General features: G+C 54.1%; 12 protein-coding genes and 1 pseudogene. 2 read left to right on the top strand and 11 right to left on the bottom strand.

Going from position 1 to position 19,269, the window contains the following annotated elements:
• Position 1: 1 nt before the first annotated feature.
• From MHH82_RS09805 to MHH82_RS09795, 3 genes and pseudogenes are all read right to left on the bottom strand, one after another.
• Entirely contained in the window at positions 2 to 787 is a 786-nt protein-coding gene (locus MHH82_RS09805) for an ABC transporter ATP-binding protein (RefSeq protein WP_340965435.1), read from the bottom strand.
• 64 nt (positions 788 to 851) lie between these two features.
• Positions 852 to 1,390 (bottom strand): annotated as a pseudogene (locus MHH82_RS09800) (GNAT family N-acetyltransferase).
• Positions 1,391 to 1,412: 22 nt separating this feature from the next.
• Entirely contained in the window at positions 1,413 to 2,039 is a 627-nt protein-coding gene (locus MHH82_RS09795) for a TetR family transcriptional regulator (protein ID WP_340965433.1), read from the bottom strand.
• A gap of 305 nt (positions 2,040 to 2,344) precedes the next feature.
• Between MHH82_RS09795 and MHH82_RS09790 the strand changes: the two genes are divergently transcribed.
• Positions 2,345 to 2,851: a L,D-transpeptidase gene (locus MHH82_RS09790; protein WP_306436885.1), complete on the top strand. Its 507-nt coding sequence runs from the start codon at positions 2,345 to 2,347 to the stop codon at positions 2,849 to 2,851.
• Between the two features lie 60 nt (positions 2,852 to 2,911).
• Here MHH82_RS09790 and MHH82_RS09785 read toward each other — a convergent pair whose 3' ends face one another.
• Positions 2,912 to 3,295, bottom strand: coding sequence for a VOC family protein (locus MHH82_RS09785; RefSeq protein ID WP_015734282.1), 384 nt, complete (start codon positions 3,293 to 3,295; stop codon positions 2,912 to 2,914).
• Between the two features lie 88 nt (positions 3,296 to 3,383).
• On the opposite strand from MHH82_RS09785, the gene MHH82_RS09780 reads away from it, so the two are divergent.
• Positions 3,384 to 3,545, top strand: coding sequence for a hypothetical protein (locus MHH82_RS09780; protein WP_186326403.1), 162 nt, complete (start codon positions 3,384 to 3,386; stop codon positions 3,543 to 3,545).
• A 67-nt stretch (positions 3,546 to 3,612) separates the two neighbouring features.
• On the opposite strand, the gene MHH82_RS09775 is transcribed toward MHH82_RS09780, so the two are convergent.
• From MHH82_RS09775 to MHH82_RS09745, 7 genes are all read right to left on the bottom strand, one after another.
• Positions 3,613 to 5,529 carry a beta-N-acetylhexosaminidase gene (locus tag MHH82_RS09775; RefSeq protein ID WP_340965430.1) on the bottom strand — a complete coding sequence of 639 codons (1,917 nt, stop codon included), beginning with the start codon at positions 5,527 to 5,529 and terminating at the stop codon, positions 3,613 to 3,615.
• Positions 5,530 to 5,664: 135 nt separating this feature from the next.
• Entirely contained in the window at positions 5,665 to 8,400 is a 2,736-nt protein-coding gene (locus MHH82_RS09770; RefSeq protein ID WP_036665967.1) for an alpha-mannosidase, read from the bottom strand.
• Between the two features lie 21 nt (positions 8,401 to 8,421).
• Positions 8,422 to 11,562: an alpha-amylase family protein gene (locus MHH82_RS09765; RefSeq protein ID WP_340965428.1), complete on the bottom strand. Its 3,141-nt coding sequence runs from the start codon at positions 11,560 to 11,562 to the stop codon at positions 8,422 to 8,424.
• Positions 11,559 to 12,878, bottom strand: a complete 1,320-nt coding sequence (locus MHH82_RS09760) for a glycoside hydrolase family 125 protein (protein ID WP_015734277.1) — start codon at positions 12,876 to 12,878, stop codon at positions 11,559 to 11,561. The genes MHH82_RS09765 and MHH82_RS09760 overlap by 4 nt, the downstream gene beginning before the upstream one ends.
• A 21-nt stretch (positions 12,879 to 12,899) precedes the next feature.
• A complete protein-coding gene (locus MHH82_RS09755; RefSeq protein ID WP_340965426.1) occupies positions 12,900 to 16,013 on the bottom strand; it encodes an alpha-mannosidase in 3,114 nt (1,037 codons plus the stop codon).
• Positions 16,014 to 16,016: 3 nt separating this feature from the next.
• Positions 16,017 to 18,314: a glycoside hydrolase family 3 N-terminal domain-containing protein gene (locus MHH82_RS09750; RefSeq protein ID WP_340965424.1), complete on the bottom strand. Its 2,298-nt coding sequence runs from the start codon at positions 18,312 to 18,314 to the stop codon at positions 16,017 to 16,019.
• A 26-nt stretch (positions 18,315 to 18,340) separates the two neighbouring features.
• Positions 18,341 to 19,237, bottom strand: a complete 897-nt coding sequence (locus tag MHH82_RS09745) for a carbohydrate ABC transporter permease (RefSeq protein ID WP_036666173.1) — start codon at positions 19,235 to 19,237, stop codon at positions 18,341 to 18,343.
• Positions 19,238 to 19,269 lie beyond the last annotated feature (32 nt).

Below are 19,269 nucleotides of genomic sequence, written 5' to 3'. Positions count from 1 at the left end.
ATCAGCTTCCCTCCCGAACGATCGATACAAACCGCTCTGCGATGCTGGCATGGTCATTGAAGCCCGTCAGCTGATTGAACACCTCTTCCAGCGACCCTTCATGGGAATGCTGCTGCAGCTCTTTAAACGTACCGTCCGCCACCACCCGGCTGTCTGCGAGCAGAACGATCCGGCTGCTGATTTTCTCGACGACGTCCATGATATGCGAGGAATAAAAAATCGTCTTGCCCTGTACCGACAACTGCGCCAGTACCTCCTTGACCACCATCACGCTGTTTGCATCCAGCCCGCTTAAGGGCTCATCAAGGAACAAGAGGTCCGGGTCATGCAGGAGACTCGAGATCAGCAGCACCTTTTGCCGCATTCCTTTTGAAAACGTGGCGATCCGAGCATGGTAAGCCTTTTGCATGTCAAAGCAGTCCATCAAATGTTTGGCCTTATAATCCGCAGCATCGTATGTAAGTCCGTACAATTCGCCGATAAACGTCAGATATTCCGCGGCCGTTAACTGATCGTATAATTCCGCCACCTCGGGCACATACCCGATTCTCCGTTTATAATCGATATTCCCGTCGGAAATATCCTGGCCGAATATGCGGACCGTTCCCGTATACCCTTCAACCAGCCCAAGCATAATTTTAACCGTCGTGCTCTTTCCCGCCCCGTTCGGACCGATATATCCTATCATCTCGCCGCGGTTGACCTTCAGATCAATCCCGTTCAATACATAACGGTTATCATATTTCATGCGCAGGTCTTCAATCGATAACACTTCATTTTCGGACATGATTGATTCTCCCATTCCCTCTTTTGTCGTCTCATACCTACCTTATTATGGAAGCGCGGGAAAATCAACCGTTGGCGGTATACTCGCTCTGCAAAAGCCCCATGTGCACAATGTCATGCCAGGCACCGTTCCGGTACAAACTCTGTCTGGAGCTGCCTTCGTGGACGAAGCCGATTTTTTCGTACAGCTTGATCGCTTTATGGTTAAAGGAGAACACCCGCAGGCTTACCCGGTGCAGATTCAGCTCCAAAAAGGCATAATCCAGCAGCAGCTTCATCGCTTCCGAGCCGTATCCCCTGCCCCAATAATTCTTATCGCCGATGTCGATGATGCACTCCGCATTGCGATTCTTGAAATCGATGCCGACCAACGACATGATCCCGTCGGTTGGCCTGTTTCCTTCGCCTGGATCAGATAGCTCTTCGAAGACGGAGTGCCGAGGATCACATGCTGAACGAAGTCCCTGGTCTCCTCCATTTGGTAAGTATCCAAGCTGGGACTGGTGGATTGCATCACGTCCAGGTCATTGCGCCAGGTATGATACAGCTCCGCGTCATCCATGGTCATTTTTCGACAAGACAATCTAGCAGAATCAAACAGCATTGCTATAAACCCCTTTCTGTCATCATGATTCTATGGTTATCGGATTTAGCATTTCGCCGAGAGAGTAGAGGAAAGACTCCAGCTGCTCCGGCACGCAAGTCACCCCAGCCCCAAGCTGGAAGGTATCCAGCATGAGTCCGTTGAGAAACGAGATCATGTACCGTGCGATGGCTTCCGGTTCCAGACGCGGCCGAAACTCCCCTTGCTCCTGCCCCTTCCGAATGACCCCGCATAGAGCCTCTACCGTAATCTGATAGCGCTCGGTAATATAGGGATCTCCTTGCTTCGCATGATCATAAGAGGAAGACAGGAAGTATTCCGCCCTGGCGAGTACAAGCGAGTGATGGATCAGCGTGATGTCCTCCTGCTGTTTCTTGATCCAGTCCAACAATTGCTTCCATATCGAATGTGGCGAATCCGGTTCAAAAAAACGGAGCGCCTCCTGATCGTCATAACGCAGAACCTCCAGAAAAACATGCTCCACATTGCCAAAATACGCGTACACGGCGCCGCGGGACATGCCGGCTTCCTCCATGATGTCCTGCATCACGGTGCGGGTATAACCCTTCCTAATAAAGACGCGCCTGGCTGCCCTCAAGATTTCAAGCTTTTTCTGCTGCTTGTATTCGTCGCTGACCCTTGGACACATAATCCTCCCCACCCTCGACCTTAAACTGACACTGGTGTCGTTTTTCATGTCATATTATAAACGACACTCATGTCGTTTTCAAATACCAACCAGTAATTTACGCTGATTCCTTACAGCAAAGCCCTTTAAAAGGACAAGTTGAGCGCAGCCATGACACTATCATTTTTTAGATGGAATGTCCCATAATGCCCCTGTCGCTTGATCTTTGAAAACAACTTGTTCTATTTTCCGGCAGCTGCACATTTCCGTCAACATTCGCGAATCCCCGCATATATATGGGGGAGAACGAAAAGAGGTGATCGGACATCATTAAGGGCATCGGCCGCATACTGGTCTTCGCCTTACTGCTCGTATTCTTTCTCCCCTCCGTTACCCAAGGCGCGGCAGCAGGACAGAAGCTGGACAGTAAGTACACCAAGTACGCACAGTTTATCGTCATTGACAAATCCACCAACAAGCTGACGTATTACGAAAAAGGCAAGGTCATAAAAACATTCCCCGTGGCCACCGGCAAAAAACCCTCCTATACGCCGGAAGGACTGTTCAAAATCCACGAAAAAGTGAAGAACAGACCGTACTACAAGGAAGGCATCAAGGGAGGAGATCCGCGCAACCCGCTTGGGGACCGCTGGCTCGGCATTAATGTGAAAGTGAACGGCCGAACCAGTTACGCTTATGCCATCCACGGCAACAACAACGCGAATTCGATCGGAAAGTACGTATCCGCGGGTTGTATCCGGATGCACAACAAGGACGTGCGATGGCTCTACGACAAAGTAAAAATGAACACCCCCGTCCTCATCCAAAAATAAGGCGCGACCATGAAAAAGCCAAACACTGCACAAGTGTTTGGCTTTTTTAGGTTTAACGTTTTACGAGCCGTACTCGGCTCCGAATTCAATAATGTTGCGGTCCGGATCGAGCACGAATATCTGGGCGAAGCCGGCAACGCTGTCGGGTTTGGCTACATACTCGACGTTCATCCGGTCCAGCCATTCCTTGGTTTCGCGGTAGCTCTTCACCCATATCGAGAAATGCCCGTCCGTTGTATCGATGCCCCGCTCCCGCAGCGTATCGCTGACGGGATGCTCCAGCAGATGGAGCTGCTGGCCCCCGACGGCATACCAGACCCCTTTGGAATCAAACGGCGGGCGCGGCAGCTCCCGAAACTTGAGAACGTCCGAGTAAAAAAACTTCGCCTTCTCCAAGTCGCGCACCGCCAAGCTCACATGGTGCAGTCCTTCAAATTGTATCATGAATCCCACCCCCAGGTATGTAACTGTATTGTAAAGGATACCTTATCATTATATAACATGAAATAACCAGCCAAGGGGGGAGTTCACCATGGATATCCATTCGGATGAATACAAAATCGCTGCGCTCAATGGAAATGAAGGCACTTTGAAGGCAATTGAAGACGCCGAAACCAAAATTGCCGAGCTGACGGGCAAAGAGATCACGCTGATTGCCTACGAGAAAGAACAAACACACGGAGAGAAGCCATAACCAAGCCCCTTAGAAAAAAGGCTGCCCTCCAAGCGTCTACAGTGACCTTGGTAGAGCAGCTTTTTCATTAGATGAAGCAGGACGCCGTCACGGCCGCCTGATAGGTTACATTAACCTCCAGCGATCTGTCGGTTAAACCATTCTGATCAAAGAGCATCCGGTCGGCTTCCAGTTCCTCGATTTCGTCGACTACGCCTTCCACATAATCCGCAAGGCGGTCCCGCGTAGAGGAGATTCGCGCGAGCAGCCCGCCGTAGCGGAGATCCAGCACCTCCCAGCCAAATGGCTTATACGTGCTCATCCACAGTCCCCTGTGCGATAAACGCAATGCCTCGATGCGCCGCTTCAGATCGTTTAACGGGGAATCCGCTGCGGAAGCAAGCTCAGCAAGCCGGTCTTTGTTGCCTGTGTCGTAAAGCTTTTTCAACGTAACGCCCAGGGTGCTCTTGATAACGAGGACCGAGGCCAATTTTTCATAAAAATCAAACAGGCGGTTAAACGGTGCCGGGTACTGTTCCTTGCATTCCCGCCATCTCTGCTCCAGACCGGCGTAATATCCAGGCAGCACGGAACCCACTTCCCCCTCCACATGCTTGTCCAGCAGCCCCAGCAAAGGATCCTGCCACAACAAATACTTCGAAGGATTGGCCATCCAGTGATTTCCCTCCGACACGCCGGGAACCTCATCCATATATTTCAGCGCGTTCAGCGCTCCGAACAAATCGATGCCCGTGCAAGCCGCAAGCCTCCTTGCCAGAAACTCGTCGCTGATATCGTCTCCGTACCCATGCTCGGCAAACAGCTGGAGGCCCGCCAGGATGACCAGGTGATTGGTTTCGTTTCCGTTATCCCCCCACGCGGTGGCGATGACTTCGCGGATCCCTTTCGTTTTGGCGGCGCGCAGGGCAGGATGGCTGGTCATCCAGGTCTTGCCGTTGTTCGGGCTGATGCTGTTCCACATATGAATGCCGCCGGCAAAAATCGGCTTGGAGCCCAGCTTCATATGCTTCTCATACAGCCGCTCATAGCCCTGTTCATCCCTACGTCCGTAATCCCAATACACGAATTGGACGCCTTGGGGAATGCGGCTCATATTATCGTCGGAAAAATCCGCATCCAGATTGTACAGCGAACCTTGATAATCGTTGGCCAGCAAATTAAAATACATGTCGCTCCAGATCATCGGCCGGAGTCCGAGTCGCTCGGTAATGGCAAGCACCCGGCTGACATGGTCATTCATAATCTGAAACCGGTCCTGGACGCCGTTCAATTTTAAATACTTGCCAAGGCCGACCTGAAACGCCTCGTCCATCCCGATGTGAATCCGCTTGGAACGGAACATCCCCGATGCGGCGGTGATCATCTGTTCGATGAAAGCATACGTCTTCGGCTCGCCTGCAAGCAAAATATCCGCATGATCCTTCATATCCGCGGCATAGCCCCATTTCAGCGCTTGCTGCAGATGCCCCAAAGTCTGGATGCAGGGGATCATCTCGATGCCGAACAGGTCCGCGTAATCGTCGCATTCCTTCATTTCCGAAGCCGTGTACCGGCCGCGCATATATCCGAAATACGGCTGCTCTTTCACCTCGTACGTATCCTCGGTATACATCATCAGCCCGTTCAGCCCCATCAAAGCCATATAGCGGATAAACTGCTTGATCACCGGAACCTTAAGCACGCCATTGCGCGAAACGTCAAGCATCGTGCCGTTGAAGTCAAACCTGGGCTCCTCGGTCAGCTCGAACCGGTCACGCTCCCTCGCCTGCTCCAGAAACACCCCTAAAGCACGGAAAAAATGAATCTTCTCCTGGTATCGGATCGTCCCCTGCCCATGCTTTAATGATAACTGGATCGGTCCTGGAGCCTGAATGACCCGAATCTTTAGGCCCTCTTCCTCCGTAATGCGGATATCCAATATGTCCGAGAGCTCGCCAACCCCTTCAAGCAGCTTCTCCGGCAGGTTATCAAAATAAACCTTCATCTCCATACCTCCATTCTTTTTTTGAGATGCTGCCTATCACATTGCAAGACAGCAAAGCCCGATCCCTGTCATTTCGGAATCGGGCTTTTGCTAGCCGGGATGGATCACCATGCCCGGCGTATATTTGATCGAAACTTACTCGGCCGAAACTTTAACGCCCAGAGTCAAGATCTCATAAGGTTTCACCGGCAGCGTAAAGCTTCCGTGATTGTCAAAGCTTTGAACCGCTCCCTCTTCCTCCAGAATATTGCTCTTATACACGCCCTGGGAAGGCAAGGAAGATGTCAACGCAAGCTCAGCATCTGTGCCTGCCATATTGAACCAGCGCAGCATCAAGTCCCCTGTGTTCGGATTCACTTTCAGGGAAGAGAATGCAAGCTCTTCGCGGCTCCATGCCAGCGGCGCAGATGTGGAAGCCACCTGTCCGGTATGAACGCCGGTCTGGGCAGCCGTCCATGGAATCTGGAACTGGTAAGCCTCAGCATAAGCGCCGGAAGCGATGCCGTCGCCCTGATGCGGAATGACCTCCATACGTACCGTATGAACGCCGATGCACTGGGCTTCAGGCGTCGGGAAGTAACCCCAATCGCCGAGCTCGCCTACGGAGCGAAGCAGCGTAACGGCAATCGTATTCCGACCGTCCCGCAGGACTTCGTACTCGTTTAAGCCCTGGTTGGCCACCGTCAGTCCTGCCGCAGCCGCCGTAACGTCCACGAAGGCCTGTTGATGAGCCGTGTAGCTCGGGTTCTCCCATTCGGCAGCCGGTTCATTATCCCGTTTCGCCACTTCGAACATGGAATCCACGTAATGGGAAGATGCCTCCAAATCGGTCGGGAACAAAGCACGCACCCGATGATCCTTCGCTTGATTATCCAACGTGGCTTCGATCTCCACGCCTTTGCCGCTGCGGTTCAAGCTGACCACGGTACGTATGCGCATCGGCACCATCTCGCTTGATCTTTGCGCTTTGCGGTTCGGATAATACACAAGCTCATGCTGCTCTTCATCCAGCTTGCTGTCCGCCATAGCCGGAATGGACCAGTTATGAACGATTTCAACGGATGCCCGGTAAGGCGTGTCTTCCAGAACCGTAATTTCGGCGGTCAATCCTTTGGTTGTCAATGGAATTTCGCCGTCCGGCTGTTTGTACATATATTCGTTACCGATGTCTCCGGTATTTTCATAAACGCCCAGATCGCGGTATACTTGTCCGTTCTTTTTATCCGTCAGGGAGAAGGAACCGTCCGCTTGGATTTCGACCTTGATCAGGTCATTTTCCAACACGTTCGACTGGCTGAACAGGGATCCCGTCTCGGCAGGCTTCACTTCGCTCTTCACCCAAGCATAGGCAGTCAAGCCCATGGCAGGAATGTCGCTTGCCTCGAAAGTCAGTCTCACGCGGCGGCACATGTACGGCTGGCGGAAACGGTCGTCCGGCAGATCGTACCCGAATTGAAGTCCGAGGTCCTCTACGGTGCAAGGCACGGCCTGACCTTCAGCGTTAACCAGCACGCGGCCGGACAAGTCGACTTCCTTCATCCGGCGGCTGGTTTCCTCAAGCGAATAGCCTTCCCGGAAATAGAGGCGTTTCGCGTCCAGCTCGATGCTGACCGTACCGCTGCGTTCCCATCCGGTCGTATTGAATACGACCAGCGGCAGCGGGTCGGTGCCCCATTGCTCGAATCCGGTCGTGTCCACCGCATCCGCGATGACGCGCACGCTGTCGTCCACGATATTTTCCGCCACGTGGGCGCTTTTCTCGAAGCGGGTGACCATCTCGCGGTGAACTTCGTCCACGCTGCAGCCGCAGATGCTGTCATGCGGATGATTCTGCATCAGCGTCTTCCACGCATAGGTGAACAGATGATGCGGATACTCCTTGCCAAGCAGGCTGGCGTAGGATGCCAGCGGCTCGGCCACTTTTTCCAGCAGAGTCTGGCCGCGCTGGTTCATCTGCTTCAGGTATACGCGCGCCGAAGCGGTGTTCACGAGCGTTCCCCATCCATCGGTGCGCTGGCTGCGGAGCTCTCCTTTGACGGAGGAAAGATCCTGCGGCAGCTTCTCGCGGACCGCTTTCAAGTAATCGTCGAAATTGGAGTGGATAAACTCCGTATCGGGATACAGCTTCTTCGCTGTACGAATGCCTTCCGGAAGATCGGTCTGAATCGGCTGATGGTCGCAACCGTTCATGTACAGCAGCTCAGGCGTGGAAGCGTACTTCTCGGCATCCGCCAGCTTGCGGTCCCAGAACGCCTTCGCCTCGGCTTCATCCACGGGAACTTCGTTGCCGTTGCTGTACCAGTTGGCAAACAGGATGCCCAGCACCTTGGAGCCGTCCGGACCTTCCCACATCAGCTCGGAGAACGAAGATTCATAGCCGCTGTCGGAGACGGTATTGTTAAAGCCCGTCGGCTTCACGCCCCGCCCGAAGAAGGCGTTATCGATGCCGGACTGGAGCATCAGCTGCGGGATTTGGCCCGTAAGTCCAAACGTATCCGGGAAATAACCGATTTTGGCAACCGTGCCGTACCGCTTCGCATCCTGGTGCCCAATCTGCATATTTCTCACGTTGGCTTCGCTGCTCGTCAGGTAAGCATCCTGCAGGATGTACCAAGGACCGATGATGATCCGGCCGTCCGTGATCAGCTTCTCCAGCTGTTCTTTTTTCTCAGGTCTTACCTGTAAATAATCTTCGATAATAATCGTCTGGCCATCAAGGAAAAAGCTGCGGTATTCCGAGTCCTTTTCCATCGTCTCAAGCAAGCTGTCCATCAGCTCGATTAACCGCACATGGTGCTTTTCGTACGGCAAATACCACTCGCGGTCCCAGTGAGTATGAGAAATGATATGTGCCTTTCTGGATTGGTCCATCTCTACTTAGTCCCCCTTATGTTAGCCTTTCGATACGGTGATTTCGACTTCATCCGGACGGTACACCGATAACAGGTCGCCGCTCGCATCCACTGCGAACAAGATCGAGCGATCCGCCTCGAGCACGAATGAATAGGTAAGGCCGGTTGAAGGATCCTTCACCTCGACGTTTGCATCCCACGATTGCTCTGAGCCGAAGACGAAGAGCGCCCCTTCTTCGAACGTTACTTTGCGTCCGTATACGCCGGAATGTTCTCCGCCTTGATTCCAAATCAGCCCCGTGTCGGCTGCGGACAGCTCCAATGCATGCCGGTACAAAGCCGAAATGGCGTCGATCCGGTCGTTCAGTTCTACCGGAAGCGGGCTCCAGAGCAGACGTCCTGCCCCAAGCTTCACGTCCACGATCGAGTCGCCGGCTGCGTCTGCCGGTTTAGCCCCGCTGCCTGCCGGAATTTCTTTGCTCAGCTCGGCAATCTTGCGGTGCCCATATGAAACGGGCCATGCACGATCCCCTAGGCGCAAGCTTTCTTCCCGGCGCACATTTGCCAGCTTGCGCTCGCCCAGCTCTGCGGTCATGCGATCAACCGGATGCCAGTAAGCATCCAGACCGATCGGACCGGTCAGGAGCAGCGTGGCTCCCGTTTCCTCCACGATCGTTATCAATTCGGCAAACGCCTGGTCATCCACATTGTGGGCGCTTGGCAGAATGATGAATTTCGCCGGATTGCTGCGCAGCGAGCTTAAATCATATTCCCCAACGGCACGGAACGGCACGTTCAGCTCGTAAGCAAGCGCGCGCGTCGCCTTCGTCGTCGCTTCAAAAGCAAGCTTCCGGTTGGAGAAATCGTTGGAATAAGGGAAGATGACCGCGGTCTCTTCAAGCTTCCGGCCTGCAAACAAATCCCGGATGCCTTCCATGAAGGCGCCGAAATCATACGATACGTCCGCTTCCGGTTTCTCCGTGCCATCGGCGCGGACAGCTCCGATATGCGATTCATTGGCATTATCCATGTAGAAGTTCGTGTTCCAGATCCAATGAATGGCTCCTGCGCCACCGGTAGAGAAGGCGTAAGCATACTTGCGCTCCAGCAGGTTCCGAAGCTCGGCTTCGCTCCGCTTCGCCCGGCCGTCCGGTGTTTCCACGTACATAATGCCCGTTTCCTGAATCAGGTTCGGTTTATCCGGGGTTTTGGCAAAGATGCCGTCCCAGATCAAATAGTCGTTGAACCACCAGGAGTGAACCGTCGTATAGTCCACGGCTTCGGCATAGAAGAACGGGGATGGACGCTGTGCGCCAAGCGCCTCGTCTTGTCCGACGGTCACCATATGATCCGGGCACGCCGCTTTGATATCTTCATATAATTCCTTGGCCCAGCGGTTATGCATATCCATGGAGAACAATACATAATCGAGCCATTGCCCGCCCTTTTTCCCCTGGTGCATGTCTTGAACGTCAAAATTTATGGCTTGAGGCTCCGGAGGTACCACGGAGTCAAAACCCGGCAGCTGATCGGCCGTCATGTTCCAGCGTTCCTGTAAACGCTCAATCGAGCCGTGACGCTTTTTCAGCCAATCGACATAAGCCTGCCGCTCGAACGGATCCTTCGCCGAACGCGGACCGTCCGAGAAAATTTGCGGCGGATCGAACATGGAAGGCTCGTTGATCAGATCCCAGTCCACATTCTTCGTGTCTTTGTGCCTTGTCACGATGGAACGTATGAAACGCTTCTGCGCTTCCACGCTTCGCGGATCGAGGTAAGGATTCTGGCCTTCCCATGTCTCCGGCGTGAAGGAGAAGAAGGTAAACGTTACCTGCAGATCATGCTTCTTCGCCGTTAACAGGAAGGCGTCAATCGAACGCATAACCTCCTCGGATGCATGCCCGTCCACCTGCATAATATTGCGATAAGCGGTCCAAATGCCGGTGCGGATCCAGTTGATGCCGGCACTCCGCATTTGCGCCATATCACGATCCCATACATCCGTATTCGGAAGGAACAGGAATTTACGCGCGACATCGGACGTCATGTACGTCATGCCGACAACCGGCAGCGGACGGCCGTCCTTGATGAAGTAATCCCGGTTGCAGGTTACGGGCGAGCCTGCCTGCAGCAGCTGCGGATCAGCTCCCCAGAAGCCTTGTCTCAGCCTGCGGATTTCTCCGTCCGGCCCTTCGGCTTCGCACACCACGCGATAAGCTCCCGGCTTGATATCGAGCGCAACCGGGATGCGCTGTACATGAAATTGTCCGGTCACGTCCACGGTAACGGTATGATTCCATTCGGAAGATTCATCCCCGTCGTGCTTGATAGAGATGCGGAACGTCCAGCTCTGCGGCTCATGAACCGGCAGGCTCCGGCCAAGCCTTTGCGCCTGCAGGGTCAGAATCGCGCGCTCGCCGGACTCGTAGGTCGCATAATTCGGCTTGATCCACAGCTCGGTAATCCCCTTCGCGCAGAATGCCGCCCAGCGGCGCACCTCTGCTCCTCCATCCTGTTCCCAGAAGGAAGCGGTGAGTGGCTGGTTCACAAACAGCCAGCGTCCGCCCAAGAAAGGCCCGCCGACATTTTCCCATAAAACAACCGGAGCGGCGACCTCTCTCCCGTTCGCCGTGCTTCCCTTAAGGAGCGGATAAATCCGGGTATCCATCGGCCCGGCCGATCCCATTTGATGAGGCAGATCACTGCTCTTGGTGACATGCGGAACCAAATTCCACGTATCGCTGACAGTTAACCGTTCCCGGCTGCCCTCCATCAGCGGTATAACGTCGCTTGCAATCAAATGATCGACACGCCCGCTGTCCACGGGCAGCACCTCATGAATATGAAGCTGCTGGTGATACGCCGTCTGTTCGTGCTCCACCACCCAAGCGCCGTCCTCTTTGCGGACAGGACGCTTGAAGGGTGCGCCGCCAACGCTGACCAAGCCGCCGCCGTTTCTCAGAAAGTCCAGAATCGCTCTCCAGGCGGATTTCGGAAAATAAGGCGCGTGCAAATTGACAAAGCTTGCACCTTGTCCGCCTGACGAAGCCAGCGCTTCAGCGAGGTCCTCGGCGCCGCACACCGCATCGAATGCATTCAGAGCCGCGGCGCTAGCCGGCAAACCGGCAGCTTCTGCTGCCGGAAAGGACGGATCATAGAATACAATCAGGCGCCCGCTCATAGAATCCCTGCTTTCATCGCCTGATACACCAATTGCGAGAACAGGCTGTTGGACCAGGCAAACCACGATCTGGTGAAGACTTTCGGATCGTCGGCATGGAACCCTTCATGCATGAAGCCGGTATCGGCATCGGTCGCTTCCAGCAGCGCAATCATCTCCAGCTTCTCTTCTGCCGTCTGCGCCGTAATCCCCTGCATCGACAAGGCCATATGCCAGATATAATCCGGCGGCGTGTGCGGACTGCCGATGCCTTTGGCAACGGTCCCCTCGTAGTAGAAAGGATTTTCTTTGCTGAGCGCGAACCGTCTGGTGTTCTGGTAGATAGGATCATCTGCTGAGCAATATCCCAGATAAGGAATGGACATCAATCCTGGAGTGCCCGCATCATCCATCAGGCAGTAATTTCCGTAACCGTCCGTTTCATAGGCGTAGATCGGACCGAACTCCGGATGACGATAGATGCCGTACAGCTGAATTCCGTGATCCACGTCAGCTTCAAGTCGTTTCAATTCATCCAGCAGTTTCATGTCACGGAATACCCATTCCGCGAATTCCTGCATTTGACGAAGGGCCACAACGGCGAACATGTTCCCCGGAATGTTGTAGTGGAAATCACAGGCATCGTCGCTTGAACGGAAGCCCGACCAGATCATGCCCGTATAATTCACAGGCATGCCGAGACCGTTGTTGCGCAAGGAGTCGGTCGGAATTCCGTTATCCCGCGTGAATCGGTAAGGCGATTTCTCGAAATGGTGCTGTTCGGTTTTAAACAGCTCGATGATTTTGATCATAGCCGACTTAAAGTTGGCGTCGAATACATCCGTCAGGCCGGTTTCCTTCCAGTACAGGTAGGCCAGGCGAACGGAGAAGCACAGCGAATCGATTTCGAATTTGCGCTCCCATACCCATGGCGACATGTCCGTTTCGTCGGTCGTGTTCCAGTGCCAGTCGTTGGCCGATTCATTGAAGGCATTGGCATAAGGATCGATATGAATATATTGAAAATGGCGTTTGATCAATCCGCTTAAAATCCGCTGAAGCTGCGGATCGTTCTTGGCAAACGGAATGTAATGGATCACCTGCTCTACCGAATCGCGCAGCCACATGGCAGGGATATCGCCAGTGATCACAAACGTCGTGCCATCCTCCATCAATTTGGTGGTCGTTTCCAGCGTGTTCGGGAACGTGTTCTTGAACAGCTGAAGCAGCTTGGGACGGTGCGCCAGCTTTTCTTCGGCCTCTTGCAAAACCGCCTGAATGGATTGCGGCAGCTCTAGCTCCGGCATTGGTATTTTGGGGAGTCTGAATTGTTCCATGATTTGTTCTGGCTCCTTTGACTAAGTATGTTGTGTGGTCAATTTGATGGTTTTGATCTCGTACGGCAGGAATTGAAGGGTTAACCTTCCTTCCGCGATATCCAGTTGTTCGAGTTCTTCTTCCAAGGCGTTGGATAGATGGACCCTTTCGCAAGGATAAGGCCAGCCCACAGTTGCCGCATCCCGGCCGCCCGCAGACTCATACATCCGAAGGACGTACCCCGTGCCGTCTTCTGCCGGCTTAACGGTATCCAGGATAACGTGATCGCTCTCGAACGGAATAAACGAATGCACGGCAGGCTGCGAACCCTTCTTCGAACCTGTTCTCACCCATGGCAGATCATGATTAAGCTCGGCTGCTTTGCGGACGATTCCGGCGCTTCTCCAGTCTCCGTTATGCGGATAGAGGGAATACGTGAACTCATGCTCTCCCAAATCCGCCGTGACATCCGGCCATTTCGGCGCGCGCAGCAGCGACAGCCGGATCGTGCTGTCTTGAACGTCATATCCGTATTTGCAGTCGTTGATCAGGCTGACGCCGTATCCATGCTCCGACACATCCGCGAAGCGGTGTCCGCAGACTTCATATTGCGCCTGCTCCCAGCTCGTATTGCGATGGGTCGGTCTCTCAATGGTTCCGAACGGAATCTCGTAGGTGGCCTTCTCGGCAACGACGCCGATCGGGAAACCGACTTTCAACAATTTATGCGATTCGTTCCAGCTGACAAACGTCTTGAAGTCGATCCGTCGGTCATGATGATAAAAAATCATATCCTGCGTGATCTCCGACTGATGAATGCGCCAGCGGAAACGCAGCACATCCTGGACTTCGCCCGCAGACACCAGCTTCTTCTCGATCAGCTCGGCATCGCCGGCGGATTGCTCCTCGTAGCGGGTATCGATATCCCACGCATCCCACAGCGTCGGACGGTCATGGAAGAAGTGGAAACGATTCGCGGCTTCGCCCGTCTTGATTACTTCCCGATGTGCTTCTTTATCCCACAGGCTCGTGATTTCGCCGCGCTCGTTAAAGCTGACCTTATAGAAATCCGTTTCCCAAGAATCTGCGAACACTGTAGTAGACTTCTCCGCTGCCTTTCCGTTTCCTGCCGAAGGCTTCAACCAGATGGTCGTGTATCCCAAAGCCGGGATGCCTTGAACATGAACGTTCAAGCGCTGCGAGGTTTCGCCGTTCTCTCCGGATAAGGCATCGAATGGCAGCGGCGCGCCATCCGAATCGTACGGCGTAAGGCCATGCTCTACTTCTAGCGAGATGACGGCGTCTCTTCTCCATCCAAGTCCGTTGAAGATAACATACGGAACGCCTTCCCCTTCTGTATCGGCCTGGTCCGCCAATACCTGAAGCCCGAGATCCAGGCTAAGATTTCCTTTTTGGAATACCTCTGCGTATTCCTTCTCGGAGGTCACGTAAGATTCCGTTATCGCAGAACCCGGAATAATATCGTGGAATTGATTCAGCAAAATCAGCTTCCAGCCGTCATGCAGCTCGCTGACGATGCCCTGCTTCTTCTCGTTGTCCATCGACGGGAAAGCCACCGAGTTCCATAGCTCCGCCTCGCGGTACAGGATTTCCGCTTTCCGGTTATGGCGCTTGTTTCGTGCATGCGTCGTATAGGTGCCGCGATGAAGCTCCAGGTATAAATCCCCGCGCCATTTCGGCAGCTTCGGCTGAGCTGCGTCGATCCCGTCAAAAAACTCGGCGGCCGTGCTGTACTTGCTGGCAGGCTGACCGACCATCAGCTCGGCCCGGTTGATGTATTCCAGCATCTCGCGAGTTACGCCTCCGCCGCCGTCGCCGTGTCCATACAGCAGCATCTGCTCCGGATGAACGGCCTTTTGACGGTACGACTGCCAATGCTCGTGAACGTCCTTCGGCAGCGTGTTCTCGTTCACGCCATGGTTCAGATAGGAGAGCATCGGCGTTCCATCGATCCCGACCCAATGGAATAGATCGTATGGGAACACATTCGTATCGTTCCAGCCAAGCTTGGTTGTCATGAAATAACGAATGCCGCCATGCTTCAAGATTTGAGGCAGGGATGCACAGTATCCGAACGTATCCGGCAGCCATTCGATTTGCGATGTCAGGCCGAACTCTTCTTGATAGAAGCGCTGCCCGTACAGCATTTGACGCATGAGGGATTCCCCGCTCGGAATGTTCAGGTCCGGTTCGACCCACATCCCGCCGACCAGCTCCCAGCGCCCTTCCTTGATTCTGGCCTTCACTCTCTCGTACAGCTCGGGATCGTGATCCTTCAGGAATTGGTACAGCAGCGGCTGACTCTGCGCGTACTTGAATTCGGGATATTCGTTCATCAGCGCATCCATCGTGGAGAAGGTGCGGCTTGTTTTTCGTACGGTTTCCCGAACGGGCCACAGCCAGGCGATGTCGATATGGGACTGGCCCACCATATGCTCGGTGCCTTCGGCATGGCCGCCTATGGCTGCGACCGACTGTTTCAGATCATGCTCAATCGCGGTTACCTCGGCACCATCCCGGATGGCAGCGTCATTCAAGCCTACGAAGCGATCCATGGCCTGATACAGCGCCTCCATCATGCGGATGCGCCGCATATCCGTATCCGGCAGCAGGATAAGCGAATCCCGGATCACGGTAGCGGTGTACATCAGGCTCTGGACAGGCACGTTTACGCGCACAAGCAAACTTTGTACGCGGGTAATCGGTGGCTGAATGACAGCCTGCTGATTCAGCGGGTCGACCGGCTCTGGAATCGGATCAAACAATTCGATCTCCAACTCCATCTTCATTCTGGTGCGCTTCGGATCCAGCTTAACGAAAGTATGATTCCGGTCCAAACCCTGATAAGACGCGCCATTAATGCGCAGCAGCCCCTCGCCCCCGGATTGAAACACGAGCCCAATCGCTCCATCTGCCCACTTTAGGGGTAACTCAAGATTCCTCCGAAAGAAATAGGTTGTCCCCTGCGTGCTCGGAAACCTGTTGAAGTTCTGCCCCTCCGGATAAGGGGCCGTCTCTTCGTACACGCCCGGAACCATGTAAGCGGACCGGGTAATGTTCCAATCTCGAAGCTCCGTCGATTCGAGCCACTGCCGCTCCGACAGTTCGCGTATAAAGCGTCGAATACGTTCCATTGATTAATCCTCCTGTACGGTCAGATCTGCACTAAGCGTATCGTTCACATGCCTGCCTAGCATAACACGGAACAGCCCGGGTTCAACCACCTGCCGGTAATCTTGACCGATATATTGAAGCTGTTCCGGACCGATAGTGAATTCCACCTTGCGCCGCTCTCCGGGCTGCAGGAAAATTTTCTGGAAGCCCTTCAGTTCACGGGCGGGTCTCGTATATTTGCTGGCGGCATCGCTTACGTATAATTGTACAACCTCGGACCCTTCACAGTCACCGCTATTCGTAACGTTCACGGAAACAACCGCCGTACCGTCCGTTCCGATCACTTCCGGAGTCATTTGAATATCCGAATAACTGAATTCGGTATAGCTAAGCCCGTATCCGAACGGATAACGCGGCTGGGAATCCTCTTCAAGGTAACGCTTACCGCGCGACCGCTTGCCGTTATAGTAAACCGGCAGCTGCCCGACATGCTTCGGTATCGACATCGTCAGCTTGCCGGACGGATTCACGTCCCCGAACAAAATGTCCGCTACCGCATGTCCGCCTTCCTGTCCAGGATACCATGCTTCCAGAATCGCATCGGCATGCTCGTCGATCCACGGCTCCGCGATCGGACGGCCGTTGATGTACACCACGATCATCCGCTTGCCAAGCTTATGGATCTCCTGCACCAATTCCAATTGAACGCCGGATAGCTGCAGCGTCATCCGGTCAATGCCTTCGCCGCAATCCATGTCGCTTAAAGCATCGTCCGTGACCTTCGAGGCCCCTGTGCGCAAATCAATCGTGCCTTCGCCAAAATCGCGGGCGCTGGAACCGCCAAGCACCATAACCACGGTATCGGCCTGTTCCGCACAAGTCAATGCGAATTCAAAGCCCTCCCTGGAGTCGTCCTTAATGCGGCATCCCGGAGCGTACAATACGCGCTGCGCTTCTTCTCCCAGTTTCGCGCGGATTCCGCCAAGCACGGTGGTCACGGCTGCCGGCGGCTGAGGAGAGGTGTAGTCTCCAAGCTGATTGTATCCCTGATCGGCATTAGGTCCAATGACGGCAATCACGCCGCCTTCCTTGGATAACGGCAGAGCCTTTGCTTCGTTCTTAAGGAGAACGATGCCTTCTGCCGCAAGCTGCCTGGCAAGTCCGACATGCTGCTCGCTGCCGATCACGTTCTCGGCTGTCTGGGGATCCACGTAAGGATTCTCGAACAATCCGAGCTTGAATTTTAACGTCAATACACGGCGTACGGCCTCGTCCAATACGGAGACCTCCAGCTTGTTTGACTCGACAGCCTTCTGAAGATGCTTGCCGAACATCTCGCCAGACATCTCCATATCGATGCCGGCGCGGATGGCCTGCACAGCGGCATCCATTCCGTCTTCGGCGGTATCATGGCCGCTGGCCAGCATATCGATGGCGCCGCAGTCGGTGATTACCATGCCGTCAAAACCCCACTCCTTGCGGAGAATGCCGTCAAGCAGCTCCGTATTGACGGTGCATGGCACGCCGTCAATCTCGTTATAGGCGGGCATAATGGAGGCCGCTCCCGCTTCCACGGCCTTCTTGAACGGCAGCATGTCCACTTCCATCAGCTCACGCGTGCCCATGTGCACGGGTCCGGCATTTCTCCCGCCTTCCGAGCTGCCATAGCCAACGAAATGCTTCAAGGTCGCCGCAACGCTGCTCGGGCTGTCCAGGGACTCGCCCTGAAGGCCTTCCACCGATGCGACCGCATATTCGCTGATCAGGTACGGGTCTTCACCGAAGCATTCCTCGGTACGTCCCCATCTTGGATCGCGCACGACGTCGAGCACCGGCGAATAGGTGACCGCGCCGCCCTGGCTGCGTGTTTCCAGCGCGACGGCCCGGCACATGTCGCGGTATAAATCCACGTTCCACGTGCTCCCGATGGACAACGGCACCGGAAAGACCGTGCCGCCGATGGCCATGTGACCATGCGAGCATTCTTCCCCGATCAGGATCGGAATGCCAAGTCGAGACTGCTCAACGGCGTACCGCTGGATGTGATTGACGGCTTCCGCTCCTTCACGCGGAGAAAGACCGGTCTCAAGTGTTACACCGGTCCATGGATCGGCGCGAAGGGTCCCGTAAAGGGATCCGACGCCGCCATTTTTAACTTGCTCTTTAAATGAATCCGTTAATGTAATCTGACCTTCATTCACCTCATAGGTCTTCCAGCCGAACGGCTGGATCAACTGCCCCACCTTTTCCTCCAGGTTCATCAGGCCAAGCAGATGTTCCACTCTTTCCGCAATGGGTTTACGGGGATCTTTATAAGTCATCTTATACCCTCCGGTACTTGAAGAATTTATTCTTTAACCGCGCCGATGGTCAGACCTTGAATGAAGTAGCGCTGGAAGAACGGATATGCCAGAATAATCGGTCCGGTTGCCAGAACGACCATCGCCATCCGCGAAGTATCCTGCGGCATGCTCTGAAGAGCGGCCATGCTAAGGGATGAGTTCTGCGAGTTCTGCAGGATGAACTGCATGCTGGTTTCGATCCGCATGAGCATGGATTGCAGCGGAACCAGGTTCGGATCGTCGATGTAGAGCAATGCGTTGAACCAATCGTTCCAATACCCAAGCGTGCTGAACAAACCGATGGTAGCCAGACCCGGCAGGGATAGCGGCAATACCAGCTTGTAGAAAATCTTAAATTCGCTCGCACCGTCGATTTTACCGGATTCGATGATGGCGTCCGGCACGCTGGTGCTGTAGAACGTACGCAGAATCATGATATAGAAGGCGTTGAGCGCCAAAGGCAGAATCAAAGCCCAGATGGAATCTTTCAGACCCAGCAATTGCGTTGCTACGATATAAGTCGGTACCAGACCCCCGTTGAACAGCATTGTGAAAAATGCGAAGAACGAGAAGAAGTTCCGGTATCTGAACCCTTTGCGGGAGATGGCATAAGCATAAAGCGAAATGATAAACAGACTGAGCAGCGTACCTACGACCGTGACAAAGATCGTTACGCCGTAAGAACGAAGAAGCGTGTCGCCTGTCTGGAATACGTATTTGTAAGCTTCAAGACTCCATTTCTCCGGCCAGATTTGGTATCCGTTTCGGGCCAGTGAGCCTTCGTCTGTAAATGAGATGATCATAACGAACAGGAACGGAAATACACACAGGAACGAGAAAATACCGGCAATCAGGTTGAATACGACATTCCACCCGGATGAAAGCTGATGGAAATCTTTCATCTTGCTTTTCGATTTGAACACATCACATACCC

This window comes from Bacillus sp. FSL K6-6540, from assembly GCF_038007545.1.
Note: the sequence above shows the minus strand (reverse complement) of the source record. Positions and strands in the feature narration are given on the sequence as shown.

Bases quoted from the DNA above. Each gene is read 5' to 3' on its own strand.
- MHH82_RS09775 (WP_340965430.1), bottom strand. From the start codon at position 5,529: ATGAAGGTTTATTTTGATAACCTGCCGGAGAAGCTGCTTGAAGGGGTT.
- MHH82_RS09795 (WP_340965433.1), bottom strand. From the start codon at position 2,039: ATGTGTCCAAGGGTCAGCGACGAATACAAGCAGCAGAAAAAGCTTGAA.
- MHH82_RS09745 (WP_036666173.1), bottom strand. From the start codon at position 19,237: ATGAAAGATTTCCATCAGCTTTCATCCGGGTGGAATGTCGTATTCAAC.
- MHH82_RS09760 (WP_015734277.1), bottom strand. From the start codon at position 12,878: ATGGAACAATTCAGACTCCCCAAAATACCAATGCCGGAGCTAGAGCTG.
- MHH82_RS09750 (WP_340965424.1), bottom strand. From the start codon at position 18,314: ATGACTTATAAAGATCCCCGTAAACCCATTGCGGAAAGAGTGGAACAT.
- MHH82_RS09805 (WP_340965435.1), bottom strand. From the start codon at position 787: ATGTCCGAAAATGAAGTGTTATCGATTGAAGACCTGCGCATGAAATAT.
- MHH82_RS09765 (WP_340965428.1), bottom strand. From the start codon at position 11,562: ATGAGCGGGCGCCTGATTGTATTCTATGATCCGTCCTTTCCGGCAGCA.
- MHH82_RS09755 (WP_340965426.1), bottom strand. From the start codon at position 16,013: ATGGAACGTATTCGACGCTTTATACGCGAACTGTCGGAGCGGCAGTGG.
- MHH82_RS09785 (WP_015734282.1), bottom strand. From the start codon at position 3,295: ATGATACAATTTGAAGGACTGCACCATGTGAGCTTGGCGGTGCGCGAC.
- MHH82_RS09780 (WP_186326403.1), top strand. From the start codon at position 3,384: ATGGATATCCATTCGGATGAATACAAAATCGCTGCGCTCAATGGAAAT.
- MHH82_RS09770 (WP_036665967.1), bottom strand. From the start codon at position 8,400: ATGGACCAATCCAGAAAGGCACATATCATTTCTCATACTCACTGGGAC.